The 13,216-nt window shown below is 44.8% G+C and carries 13 protein-coding genes and 1 tRNA gene; 5 read left to right on the top strand and 9 right to left on the bottom strand.

Features of this window, described 5'->3' with window-relative positions:
- Positions 1–48: 48 nt before the first annotated feature.
- Together H6550_03170 and H6550_03165 are read left to right on the top strand one after the other, a co-directional pair.
- On the top strand, positions 49–1,407 hold the full coding sequence (locus H6550_03170) for a PQQ-dependent sugar dehydrogenase (protein MCB9045122.1): 1,359 nt from the start codon (positions 49–51) through the stop codon (positions 1,405–1,407).
- A gap of 65 nt (positions 1,408–1,472) precedes the next feature.
- A tRNA-Phe gene (locus H6550_03165) sits at positions 1,473–1,545 on the top strand.
- 60 nt (positions 1,546–1,605) lie between these two features.
- On the opposite strand, the gene H6550_03160 is transcribed toward H6550_03165, so the two are convergent.
- Positions 1,606–2,931, bottom strand: a complete 1,326-nt coding sequence (locus tag H6550_03160) for an ATP-binding protein (GenBank protein MCB9045121.1) — start codon at positions 2,929–2,931, stop codon at positions 1,606–1,608.
- Between the two features lie 128 nt (positions 2,932–3,059).
- Between H6550_03160 and H6550_03155 the strand changes: the two genes are divergently transcribed.
- The gene (locus H6550_03155) at positions 3,060–3,932 is read left to right on the top strand and encodes a hypothetical protein (GenBank protein ID MCB9045120.1); all 873 of its coding nucleotides are present in this window, start codon (positions 3,060–3,062) and stop codon (positions 3,930–3,932) included.
- Positions 3,933–3,988: 56 nt separating this feature from the next.
- Here the strand turns inward: H6550_03155 and paaJ are convergent, their stop codons facing one another.
- From paaJ to H6550_03125, 6 genes are all read right to left on the bottom strand, one after another.
- Entirely contained in the window at positions 3,989–4,477 is a 489-nt protein-coding gene (paaJ, locus tag H6550_03150) for a phenylacetate-CoA oxygenase subunit PaaJ (protein ID MCB9045119.1), read from the bottom strand.
- On the bottom strand, positions 4,471–5,232 hold the full coding sequence (gene paaC, locus H6550_03145; GenBank protein ID MCB9045118.1) for a phenylacetate-CoA oxygenase subunit PaaC: 762 nt from the start codon (positions 5,230–5,232) through the stop codon (positions 4,471–4,473). Before paaC ends, paaJ begins: the two co-directional genes overlap by 7 nt.
- A gap of 2 nt (positions 5,233–5,234) precedes the next feature.
- The gene (paaB, locus tag H6550_03140) at positions 5,235–5,528 is read right to left on the bottom strand and encodes a 1,2-phenylacetyl-CoA epoxidase subunit B (GenBank protein ID MCB9045117.1); all 294 of its coding nucleotides are present in this window, start codon (positions 5,526–5,528) and stop codon (positions 5,235–5,237) included.
- Between the two features lie 24 nt (positions 5,529–5,552).
- Entirely contained in the window at positions 5,553–6,512 is a 960-nt protein-coding gene (gene paaA, locus H6550_03135; protein MCB9045116.1) for a 1,2-phenylacetyl-CoA epoxidase subunit A, read from the bottom strand.
- 193 nt (positions 6,513–6,705) lie between these two features.
- The gene (locus H6550_03130; GenBank protein ID MCB9045115.1) at positions 6,706–7,638 is read right to left on the bottom strand and encodes a paraslipin; all 933 of its coding nucleotides are present in this window, start codon (positions 7,636–7,638) and stop codon (positions 6,706–6,708) included.
- 4 nt (positions 7,639–7,642) lie between these two features.
- Positions 7,643–8,089: an NfeD family protein gene (locus tag H6550_03125; protein ID MCB9045114.1), complete on the bottom strand. Its 447-nt coding sequence runs from the start codon at positions 8,087–8,089 to the stop codon at positions 7,643–7,645.
- Between the two features lie 102 nt (positions 8,090–8,191).
- On the opposite strand from H6550_03125, the gene H6550_03120 reads away from it, so the two are divergent.
- Entirely contained in the window at positions 8,192–8,854 is a 663-nt protein-coding gene (locus tag H6550_03120) for a leucyl/phenylalanyl-tRNA--protein transferase (GenBank protein MCB9045113.1), read from the top strand.
- A gap of 57 nt (positions 8,855–8,911) precedes the next feature.
- Entirely contained in the window at positions 8,912–10,081 is a 1,170-nt protein-coding gene (locus tag H6550_03115; GenBank protein MCB9045112.1) for a DUF1624 domain-containing protein, read from the top strand.
- 1 nt (position 10,082) lies between these two features.
- Here H6550_03115 and H6550_03110 read toward each other — a convergent pair whose 3' ends face one another.
- Both H6550_03110 and H6550_03105 read right to left on the bottom strand, forming a co-directional pair.
- A complete protein-coding gene (locus H6550_03110) occupies positions 10,083–10,862 on the bottom strand; it encodes a DUF3050 domain-containing protein (GenBank protein MCB9045111.1) in 780 nt (259 codons plus the stop codon).
- 51 nt (positions 10,863–10,913) lie between these two features.
- Complete coding sequence (locus H6550_03105; protein MCB9045110.1) at positions 10,914–13,151, bottom strand: RNA-binding transcriptional accessory protein; 2,238 nt, start codon at positions 13,149–13,151, stop codon at positions 10,914–10,916.
- Positions 13,152–13,216 lie beyond the last annotated feature (65 nt).

The raw sequence follows: 13,216 nt of genomic DNA, 5'->3' as shown, positions 1-13,216 counted from the left end.
ACGTCATTATAGTAAACTTTATTCAGACGTGCCAAAACATACACATACATGAAACAATATGTTTACTTCCTGTCCATATGTCTATTATTAACCGTAACTGTCTCCGCACAAATGACCACGCGTGTAGTAGCTGACCATCTTTTCATCCCGTGGGAGATGGTCTATGCTCCTGACAATCATATATGGTTCACACAAAAGAATGGATACATATGCCGGTTAGAGCCTTCAGGCGGAGCAATTGACACCCTGTACCATGAGGTGAATACCAGCGTTATCAAAGAAGGAGGACTTCTCGGAATGGTGTTGCACCCTGATTTCCCCAACACACCATACATATACATTGCTTACAACTATGACAAGTCAGGCAGTTATACCGAACGCATACAGCGCCTTACTTACAGTAGTGGCATGCTGGGGAACCCATTTGTACTGCTGGATAATATAAACGGTGCAAAATATCATAATGGCTGCCGCCTGGCGATTGTAGACAACCACCTGTTCATCACTACCGGTGATGCTACTACAGGAAGTGTAGCACAAGATAATACTGCAATAAACGGAAAGATACTGCGTATCAACCTGGATGGGACGATACCGGCAGACAACCCCATACCCAGCAGCCCGATATGGAGCAAAGGACATAGAAATGCTCAGGGGCTTATTTATGCAAATGGGTTCCTGTACAGTTCGGAACATGGGCCGGATACTGATGATGAGTTCAACATCATACAAAAAGGCAGGAACTATGGCTGGCCCAATGTGGAGGGCTATTGTAACCTACCGGCAGAAATAACATTCTGCAACGACTCAAACGTGGTAGAACCATTACATGCATGGACACCCACCATTGCTGTAAGCAGTATCGCTTATTACAACCACCCTATGTTTCCCGACCTGCAAGGCTCCATACTCATGAACACCCTTAAAGACAAACAATTGTACGAACTGGAACTGAACAACACACATGACAAAGTGAGTAATATCAAGATCATATCGCAAGTTACAGGGCATCGCCTCAGAGCTATATGTGTTGACCCTGACGGCAGGATATATGTTTCTACCAGTGACTCTAAAGCAAGCGGAGATAGTGCACTGACTGACCAGATCATTGAGATATATGACCCCAGCTACAGCCATGTAGGACAAGTGCTTAAAGAAAAAGGGCAAACAGTTGCGGTTTACCCCAACCCTGCCAGGAACGAAATAAATATTTATGCTAATATATCGAAAGGTAATGATGAACATGAATACATGCTGACCAGTACTTCAGGGCAAGTTGTTTCAAAAGGGGAACTACAGTCAGGTAATAATACAATTAACCTTGGCAACCTTGATAGTGGCGTGTACTGGGTAGAAGTTATCCGGCAGGGAACCCGTGTATTTGGCACAAAGTTCAGTAAGCTGTAAATACATTGTGATGATTTTTTGGTTATTTCAGGATTAGTTCTATTTTTGCCATCCCAAATCGGGACGGTGTGGTAGCTCAGTTGGTAGAGCAAAGGACTGAAAATCCTTGTGTCGGGGGTTCAATTCCCTCCCACACCACCTCAAAAGCCTTTCAGTAATACTGAAAGGCTTTTTTTATTGGCAATATTGCTTTATTGATCATAATGTTCTCTCTTGCATTTTAAATACCCGGTGAATATTTACCAAAATGTCCTGCATAGTAATATGATCTGCTCCACGATCCAATGCCTGAAGGTTGCTATGTGTTAAAACATCATTTATGTCCCCTCCTGTCAATTCATAATCACCTGCAATTACCTGCAGGTCGACATCTTTATCAACCGGGATACCTGTATTAAAAGCTTTTTGCAGCAAAAGGTACCGTTGGGGTGCATCCGGCACCGGAAAATGAACAGTTGATTGAAACCTTCGTTTGAATGCCTCGTCTATAAATGTTCTCATGTTTGCGGCCACAATGATCAGGCCTGGATATTCCTCTATTCGCTGTAACAGGTAAGCCAGTTGCTGGTTGGCATAGCGGTCATTAGCATTGCGCGTTTCCGTACGCTTACCAAACAGTGCGTCGGCCTCATCAAAAAACAATATCCAGTCACCTGTTTTTGCTTCATCAAAAATAGTTGATAGGTTTTTCTCTGTTTCTCCTATATACTCCGAGACAATAGTGGCCAGGTCTACCCTGTAAACATCTTTACCAGCAGTTTTTCCAATAAGACATGCAACGGTTCTTTTGCCCGTACCTTCAGCACCATAGAAGAGACAACGATAACCCGGGCGCAACTTTTTACGCAATTCGGAGTCTCCTACAAGCGTACTTGCATGTTTTATCCACATGTTTACTTCATTGACCTTCGACAAAGTGGTTTCGTCCAGCACCATATCATCCCATTCCAGATCGGTATCTATCTGCCTTGCTAATTGTACCTGAGCTGCAGGGTTAGCAGCCATACTTATCATTTCATATAAATGTTCATCTGAAATAACAAGAGGACCATTAAGCACTGGCTCATAAAGATTGACTTTGCCAAGACTCAATATCTTCCTGAAAAGAACACTGGTCCTGAGTTGTTGCAAAGCATTCATCCTATTATAGATGTCATTTCCCGCAAGCAGAAATATAGCCGTCTGTCCGGTTGGAATAACCCCCTTGTGGTACCCTGTGGTGACACCCCCAAACTCGGTAAAGGGCTGTCCGGTCATATCATTTCTTGTCAGGAAAGTATCCAGTAACTCGGGTTGTAGATGCGGTGCAATAGCTAATGCGAGTACCAGGCGCTCCGCAACAGAAAGGCATCTGACGATCTGCGTATAACCCGGCATATCAACCTGCAATTCAGGAGGTGGAATATCGTCAATCCTGAATGAATCCTGCTCATCGCCGAAGTATGCCCTCATCCTGTGATCAATAATAATGGCCAGCCAGTTTATTTCCCGTGCCAGTACAATGCCGTTATCACTTGTTTTCATTTTATGAGATTTATGTACGTAAATATATTATAAATAAAACCCTAAACATGTATATCCATCTTTATTATCTGGTTACATTTACCATTAATTGAAACAATACAATCTGTAACTCAAACGTTAACTGGTATATGAAACACCTCTTGCATGCCCTGGTTATTTTGTTGTTGTGCGTCGGCACCTCCCATGCTACCCCGCCAACAATAATTAATCTCTCCAAGGCTATTGAGCAACACATTGTTACTGTAAATGCGGAAACTACAGGTAGTAGTTATAATCAACAGGCTTTAAAGTTGACCATCAAAAATACGGGCAGTCTTACTTTCAACCTTGTTATGAACCCCGGCGTTATTTTCAGGCCTGACTCCGCAGGATACCAGCCTCTTATTCTTGCCGGGGAAGAAAAGATGTACATGACACCACTGAAAGAAAACACAATAACCGTGCAGACCTTTTGCGCAGACAGCCGTATGTCAGCACCTGCAAAAGGTATCAGTTATACTTACCAGGGAATGGGCAACGACACACTGGTGAAAGCGCTATACTTCATCAAGCAGAACAGGATATACAACATCCTGGGCCAATCAGCTGTATGGATGTTTACCAACGGGCATAGTCTGAACCAGGTATATGATCCTGCCAACGAATTTGTCTCCAAAAAGCTGATGGATTATCTCATCAATATCACGGGCAGAACAGAACCACAGTATTACGTACAAACTACCGTAAATAATGCAGTAGGCGAAGTAGTGTATGACCCTAAAACGCTTAAAATATTTGCAAAGTTTGAAGAGCAACTGGATGCCCCTAAAAAACTAACACTCGGCATATACAATGAAAATGGTGAAATGATTCAATCAGTTTTCGAGGACAGGACATATGGCAAGGCAGGACATCGTTTCCGGGTAGAATTTGAAGCAATAGGTGTTGATCCCGGCAAGTATTACATACGATTAAAAGAAGGCGATGCGGTGCTACGGGAGACCATGGTGGAAGTAAAATAAAAGAGAACGTCTGCAGTTTCTTCTGCAGACGTTTGTATATAAGGGGCATCAGTAGATCAATGACATTTAAAATATTCAAATGGCTCTTTGCAAGCATTACATTTGTACAATGCTTTGCAAGCAGTGGCTCCGTACCTGCTTAACACCTCGGTATTTTTAGACCCACATTGGGGGCAGGCAATATGAGCCTCCGCCAAAACAATATCCCCGCATGAAGAATGCTCGGGCGGAGCTATTCCATACCTGCGCATCTTTTCTTTTGCTTCATCTGTTATCCAGTCTGTATTCCACGCAGGGTTGTATACCAGCTTTACCTTTGAGTTGATGCCTTTGCTATCCAGCAGAGCTTTTATATCCGCCTCTATTATACCCATTGCAGGACAACCTGTATATGTGGGCGTGATGATCACCTCGCAACCTTCGTCAGTTATATGTACGTCGCGCAGCATACCTATTTCAGCAATGCTTACAACAGGTATTTCAGGGTCTGCTATCTCGGACAGCAGCTCCATTACAGCGTGTTTTGTCAGTTCTTCACCTACCATTTTGCATCAGGATAAGCTCGTTGCAGGTATTGCATTTCGCACAACATATGTCCCAGGTGTTCTGTATGCACTCCCTTTCTGCCACCTGTCTGCATGTATTCGGCATATGGTAGTGTGAGTGTTGCATTGGTAATCACCTCCGTTATTCGTTGCTGCCATTCAGGGTACAATTTCGCCAGGTCTACACCAATACCTTGCTCCGCTAAAGCGGCATCAGTTTCATTCATTTCGAATAACTCACCTGTGTACATCCAAAGATCGTTCAGCGCCTCCTGCATCTTATAATGACTTTCTGCGGTGCCGTCTCCCAATCTTACCACCCAGTCAGACGCATGCGCCATGTGGTACTTTACCTCTTTGAGTGTCTTAGCTGCCAGTGCCGCTAATGTTTCGTCCTTACTGTTCATTAATGCGGAGTAGAAGTAATACTCAAATGTAGACATGTACAACTGTCTGGCCATAGTAGTAGCAAAGTTGCCGTTGGGTACTTCTGTCAGCAGGTTGTTGTAGTACTGACGTTCATTCCTCCTGTAAGCAAGGTCATCTTCTGTTCGGCCCTTACCTTCCAGCTCTGCCGCATAGCGATATAATCCTTGTGCGCGGCCTATCAGGTCTAGTGCAAAATTCGTTATCGCCAGGTCTTCTTCCAGTATCGGGCCATTGCTGCACCACTCTGCCAGCCTGTGCGATAATACCCATGCATTATCACCTAGGTGCAATGCATATTCGTATGTTAACTGTTTAGTGTCTTTCATACCTATATCTGTTTTGCGCCTTCAGGCATTACATAAAATGTGGGATGGCGATATACTTTATCATCAGCCGGGTCGAAGAACATATCCGCATCATCGGGGTTAGATGCTACTATTGAACCCGCAGGCACTACCCATATACTGGAGCCTTCTCCCCTGCGTGTATATATATCGCGGGCATTTTGCAAAGCCATACTCTTGTCAGATGCATGAACACTGCCTGCATGCATGTGATGGCTACCGTTACGGCCTTGTATGAATACTTCCCATAGATCGAGTTGAGAATCCTGTGTTGCCATTATTGAAAGTTTTTTTATAATGAATTAATTGTATTTCTCAGCCTGCTTCATTTTATACATTTCAGCAGCTGCTCTCACCCATGCTCCATTGTTGTGCGCTTTTACATGATGGGCTATGCGTTGCTTATTGCAGGGACCATTACCTTTTATCACCCTGTAAAACTCTTCCCAGTTTATTTCACCATGATCGTAATGGCCTGTTTCCTCGTTCAACTTCAGCTCAGGGTCCGGTATCGTCAAACCAATCACCTCTGCCTGTTGCACGGTCTTGTCAATAAACTTCTGCCTTAGCTCATCATTACTATGTCTCTTTATCTTCCACTTAAAAGCGTCTGATGAATGAGGGGAATCAGAGTCGTGCGGGCCAAACATCATAAGCGATGGCCACCACCAGCGGTTCATGGCATCCTGTGCCATTTCTTTTTGATCGGCAGTACCATTCATCATGGTCGCCATTATCTCATATCCTTGTCTCTGGTGGAAACTCTCCTCCTTGCAAATACGTACCATAGCCCTGCTGTATGGACCGTACGATGTGCGTTGCAGCGACACCTGGTTAACTATGGCAGCACCGTCTACCAACCAGCCTATAGCACCGATATCAGCCCATGTTAACGAAGGATAATTAAAAATGTTAGAATACTTGGCCTTACCTGCCTGCAGTTGTTCTATCATTTCAGCACGACTGATACCAAGTGTTTCTGCGGCACTGTATAAATATAACCCGTGTCCGCCTTCATCCTGAATCTTGGCTAAAAGTATTTGCTTGGCCCTCATGCTCGGGGCACGTGTTACCCAGTTCCCCTCGGGTTGCATACCAATAACTTCTGAGTGAGCGTGTTGGGATATCTGGCGGATCAGGTGGCTCCTGTATCCTTCGGGCATCCAGTCCCTGGGTTCAATAGCATCGCCATTTTGTACCCTTGCTTCAAACTTTGACAAGCGGGTATCTTCCGTTGCCAATACGTTCTTTTCGCTGTCCATTTTGCATCTTTTTTATAAATGAATAATTAAGGTCAGCACCTCTAAACTCAATAGTACAACAGGTTAAGATGCAGGAACATGATTTTTGTCATATCATATGGTGACAGATGTCAGTTTTGATATAAGCATATGCAACTGGAATAAAAAAGGGGAAGCATCAGCTTCCCCTTTAAATAAATACTTACTGTCTCTATTAACCCGCAGTGTTATTATTGGTCTTCTTAATTACCTGTGTAGCTGTAGCAATGAGACTGGATAGATCTGCCATATTCGAAGGTATGATCATAGTATTGTTCTCCTTGGCCAGCTTACCAAACTCACCGATATATTGCTCCGCTATACGCAGGTTTACTGCGTCACTACCACCCGGAGCATTAATAGCCGTTGCTATTTCACGGATACCTTTTGCCGTTGCCATTGCTACTGCTTCAATCTCTGAAGCCTTACCATCTGCCTCATTGATACGTTTCATTTTCTCACCCTCTGAGCGTGCTATCAATTCACGTTTCTCACCCTCTGCCCTGTTGATGCGCGCCTGCATATCACCTTCCGAATTAGCGATATTGGCACGCTTTTCCCTTTCTGCACGCATCTGTTTTTCCATGGCGTCCTTAATGCTTTGCGGAGGAGTAATATTCTTTACTTCGTAACGGGTAACTTTCACGCCCCATGGGTCACTGGCATTATCCACCGCATCTACTATCGTGCCGTTCATACTATCACGTTCCTCGAAAGTTTTGTCCAGCTCCATTTTACCTATGATGCTACGCATGGTCGTTTGTGCCAGTTGTATTGATGCGAAACGATAGTTATCGATACCATAACTGGCCTTTTGCGCATCCATCACCTGCAGATACAATACACCGTCTACCTCAACGGAGATATTATCCTTGGTGATACAGGTTTGCGCAGCCACATCTATCACCTGCTCCTTCAAGGTATGCTTATACGATACCCTGTCTACAAATGGAATGATAATGTGAAACCCCGCAAGCAATGTAGCCCTGTACTTTCCAAAACGTTCAATGATATATGCTGAACGTTGCGGGACGATCTTTATAGTGGTAAGAAAAATAAGAATGGCCAGGATAACCAGGCCGATAAAAATAACTGTGCCTCCGTTCATAAGTTTATTGAATTGGTTCTACAAATAGTTTGATGCTTTTATAGCCTGTTATCCTGAGCCTCTGCCCGGTGGTAACAGCTTGCTGCGCTATGGCTTCCCAGTTGCTGCCTTTAAAAGTAACTTTGCCCGTTTCTCCTGCAGCAAAACTACTGATCGCAACGGCAGTCTGGCCGATATATTCATCTTCCAGTTCACTATCCGGCGATTTGCGGTCCATGTACTTCTTTTTGATAAGGTTACGCAATAACACCAGGCTGATGAGCGAGCCGGCAAGAAAAATGAAGAGTTGTGTATTGATACCGGGATTGGATACTAGACAGACAAGCGCTGTTACCCATGCGCCTACGCCAAAGAACAATAACACCAACCCAGGGAGGACCAGTTCAACAAGAATGAGTACCAGCCCTACAAGGAACCATATTACAGCAGTATTCTGGAAAAATTCTGACAAGGGTATACTAATTTGATATTGCTAAATATACGAAAGTTTCCGATGTCACTTATCCGGGCAACACAAACTTGATATTTGTATAATGCCCGTTACCTTCGCAATATGTACCCGCATGTAGTGGATAAAGATCTGTGGTTTCCTGACGTAGAAGAAACGTTACCCGATGGGCTACTAGCTATTGGGGGCGACCTGTCTACAGACCGTTTATTGCTCGCTTATCAAAATGGTATCTTTCCCTGGTACGATGAGGGTGAGCCTATGTGGTGGTGCCCGGACCCCAGGTTTGTACTGTTTCCGCAAAACCTGAAAGTGAGCAAAAGCATGAAACAGGTCATCAAAAAAGGAACGCTGGAGTTCAGAATTGATTCAGCCTTTACAGACGTGATACACAACTGCAGGATGGCTCCCCGCCCGGGCCAGGACGGCACATGGATAGGCGATGATATTGTAAATGCATATACTCGGTTACACAAAATAGGCTATGCACATTCTGCCGAAGCATGGCAGGATGGTGTATTAGTGGGAGGGCTGTATGGCATACGCCTGGGTAATATCTTCTTCGGAGAAAGTATGTTCAGCAAAGTGAGCAATGCCAGCAAGTTCGCCTTTATCAATTATGTACAGTGGCTGCAGCATGATGGTGTACAAATGATAGATTGCCAGGTGTATACGGAACATTTAGAAAGCCTGGGGGCCGCCATGATACCCCGCAAGCAATTTATACAGATACTCAAAGAAAACACAACCACTGACCCTGAAACTTAATAAACCTAAAAAAGCAGAACACTACAGAACATTGTATTATATTTAATAATACTTACCATGGTAACTAGTGCTGTAAATAACCGCATCAGGTCCGTTGACATACTTCGGGGTATCGTTATGGTCATTATGGCGCTAGACCATACCCGCGACTATTTCAGCAACTTTCATAACAACCCTACCAACCTTACGGTTGCAAGTATGGGCATGTTCCTTACACGCTGGATAACACACTATTGCGCACCTGTGTTCGTATTCCTTGCAGGCACCAGTGCTTTTCTGTCACTCAGCAAAAAGAACAACAAAAAAGAAGCATCACTATTCCTGCTGAAACGCGGCATATGGCTCCTTATTCTTGAATTCACTGTCGTGCGTTTCGGGTGGATGTTCAATATGGACTATACACAAACTGTAGTACAGGTAATATGGGCCATTGGCTGGAGCATGATATTTCTCTCAGCACTTATTTACCTGCCCTTCAGAGGTATTTTAGCAGTAGGACTGGTTATGATATTCGGCCACAACCTGCTGGACATGATACAAACAGAAGCTGACACACCTTCAGGTGCCCTATGGTATTTCATACACCAATCAGGCTTTATTCAATACAACGGCAACAGCAGCGTGTTTGTCATCTACCCGATCATTCCGTGGATAGGCGTAATGGCAACAGGTTATTGTTTCGGCAGCATACTGCAACAGGATGAGAGAACCCGCAACAAGCAACTTTACCTGCTGGGAGGAACAACGATTTTGTTCTTCCTCATTATTCGTGCTACTAAACTCTATGGAGACCCTGCTCCCTGGGAACCACAAGAGAACTTTTCAAGAACAGTACTTTCGTTCATCAACTGTGAAAAGTATCCGCCTTCTCTGCTGTACCTGCTTATGACATTGGGTCCTGCCATACTTATTATGCCGTTACTCGAAAAGATGAGCGGAGCCGCCGGGCGTTTCTTTATTGTTTTCGGCAGAGTGCCCATGTTTTACTACATACTGCATATATACCTTGTACATGCTATGGCTTTGGTATGGTGTGTTATGCAGGGGCTTCCGGCAGATTATTTCACCGACGGCAATATGATATTTGCACCCAAGCAGGGCTGGGGATACGAATTACCTGTTGTTTACATGGTATGGATACTCGCCATACTTCTACTATACGTCCCCTGCAGATGGTTCATGTATATCAAGCTGAACCACAAAAAATGGTGGCTGAGCTACATATAGCCTATACGGCAGGTACGGATATTTTAGCCAACACAGCATCCCAGAGTTGTACGCGGCTGGCCAAAGCATCCTTAACGGCAACAAGACACTCATCCCATTTATCCTGGTCTGTACCGCACAGCGTAGCGGTCATTTCATAGGCCAGGTGAGAGTGATGATCACCATCTACTTCTATATGCCTTTCCAGGTAATACCTGAAGATATCCAGCTTACCAGGAAAGGTCTTACCGAGTTCCCTTACTATGCTGATAAACATGCCCGGTATCAGGTCTTCCCTGCCAAAAGTAAAGGCTGCGGCCTGTACATGTAGCTTACCGGTATCTGTCGTATCGAAAGTATTGTTCACAAATTGTACAGCCTCAACAGGAGCATCAATAGTTTGCAGGGCCTCCCTGATACCTGTATTGTTCCGCAGTTGGGCTACCAGATCATGAACAGGTTGCGTATTACAACCCGCCTCTTCCATAGCCCGCAGGTACAGTTCAAAATGGCTGATGCGATTACCATACTCATCTACATCGCTCTCCTCACCTGTCACTATCTCGTTGATAAGGTAACGCGTATCAGGACTGCCTACAGGGACCCAGGGTACATTAGTACAGGTAAGTCCTACCTGCAACGACTTAAGCAGACTCATAAAATCCCACACGGCATAAATATGATGCTCCATAAATGCCTGCATATCTTCTAATGATATAATAGAAGCGTACAAAGGATGATTCACCAACTGTTCGCGCAAAGGCGCTATCTCTGCTTTCAGCTTTTCTATGTACTGGTTCATTATCTTTCTTTTACCGGGATACAAACGATTTTTCCAACAAAAAGGTTTGTTCTACTTCCCGAATTTTTTCTTCAGCAGGCTAAGAGCGTCATTCATATTTGCACTCGGGGCTTCCTTCTGTCTGTTATTACCACCCTGTGGCCTGTCTGTACGGCCCCTGTCCTGGCGTGCCGGTGCTTCCTGCGTCTGTTTTATCGATAGCGCTATCCTTTTCCTGTCCATATCTACTTCCAGCACCTTTACCATTACCTGGTCGTTCAGCTTCAACACCTCATTAGGATCGGTGATGTATTTATGCGCTATCTCTGATACGTGTACAAGACCATCCTGTTTAACACCTATATCTACAAACGCACCAAAACGGGTCAGGTTAGTAACAATACCCGGTACTACCAAACCTACATGTACATCTTCTATACCGTAGATATTTGCAAATTCAAAAGCCTGTGCCTCGCTACGTGGGTCAAGACCGGGTTTCTTCAATTCGTTGATGATATCCTGTATCGTATGCGCTCCCGTTTCGCCCGTGATATACTTCTTAACGTCCAGTTGTTTCAGCAGTTCTTCATTGCCTATCAGTTTGCTTACCTCCACACCCAGGTCTTTCGCCATACTATTGACGATAGCATAACTTTCAGGGTGTACGGCACTGGCATCCAGCGGGTTCTCACCTTCTTTCACCCTCAGGAAACCAGCACACTGTTCGTATGCTTTACTTCCCAGTCGTGGTACCTGCATCAGTTGTTTACGCGATGTAAAGCCGCCTGATTCGTTCCTGTACTTCACAATGTTCTCCGCTATAGAAGGGCCGATACCACTCACATAACTCAACAAGTGTTTACTTGCCGTGTTCAGGTTAACACCTACCATATTCACACAACTGATCACTGTCTGGTCAAGCTTATCTTTCAATCTCACCTGGTTCACGTCGTGCTGGTATTGACCCACACCTATGCTCTTAGGATCCAGCTTTACCAATTCTGCCAGCGGGTCCATCAGCCTGCGACCGATACTTACTGAACCACGTACCGTAATGTCCTCATTGGGGAACTCTTCCCTCGCTATTTCAGAAGCGGAGTAGATGGAAGCTCCGTCCTCATTCACCAGGAATACCGGTATCTTCAGGTCCAGTTTCTTGATGAACTGCTCAGTTTCCCTGCCTGCGGTTCCGTCTCCTACGGCAATAGCCTGTATATTGTATTGCTGCACCAGCATGCGCACTTTATGCTCGGCATCGTCCAGCCTGTTCTTTTCGTGTACATATATCAAGTCGGTCTTTTTCAGATCGCCCTTTTCATCCAGGCAAACCACTTTGCAACCTGTACGATAGCCGGGGTCGACAGCCATAAGTCTTTTGCCACCCAGCGGAGAACTCAACAACAACTGGCGCAGGTTCTCGGCGAATACACTTATCGCTTCTTCATCGGCCTGTACCTTCAACGCCATTCTTATCTCGCTTTCCATACCCGTTTGCAACAACCTGCGGTAAGCTTCTTTCACTGCTTTCTTCACCTGATCGGCAGCAGCGTTATTACCTTTCACATACTGCTTTTCAAGTATAGCCAGTGCTATTTCTTCATCGGGAGAGAAACCCAGTCTCAGGAACCCTTCCATGAAACCACGCATTACCGCCAATACCCGATGCGAAGGTATTTTCGTCACAGGCTCAGAAAAATCGAAGTAGTCTTTATACTTGGCGCCTTCTGCCTCCTTACCTGTTACTATCTTACTGGTAACCGATGCTTCACGTTCAAACAGGTTACGCATCTTGGCACGTATCTCCGCATCTTCATTCACTATTTCGGCAATGATATCCCTTGCACCCTGCAAAGCATCATCTGTTGATTTTACATTTTCTGTTAGGAACTTTTCTGCCTCTGCTGCCGGGTCTATATCGCCCTGTTCAAATATCATAGTCGCCAAAGGTTCCAATCCATTCTCACGCGCCACTGTTGCCCTTGTTTTGCGTTTGGGTTTGTATGGTAGGTATATATCTTCCAGTTCTGCAATAGTAGTAGCTGCATTTATCTTCGCCTGCAACTCCTCCGTCATCTTCTCCTGCTCTGTAATGGTCTTTTCTATAAAGGCCTTCCTGTCTGCAAATTCCTTTTGTGATCTTGCCTCATCCTGTATCTGCTGTATCTGCACTTCATCCAGGGCACCTGTACGGTCTTTACGATAGCGGGCTATAAACGGTATCGTAGCACCCTCTGCCAGCAACTCCAATACCGCTGTTACATGATTTTCTTTCAATCCAAGTTTCCCGGCTACTGTATTAGCATATTCCATCATCCGTGTCTCTGTTTAGGACTGCGAATGTAAAATGTGAACCCGAAATACAAAAAGAAAATCTT

It is taken from the genome of Chitinophagales bacterium, from assembly GCA_020636495.1.
GTDB lineage: Bacteria > Bacteroidota > Bacteroidia > Chitinophagales > Chitinophagaceae > UBA5543.
This window is presented reverse-complemented; position numbering and strand designations above follow the sequence as displayed.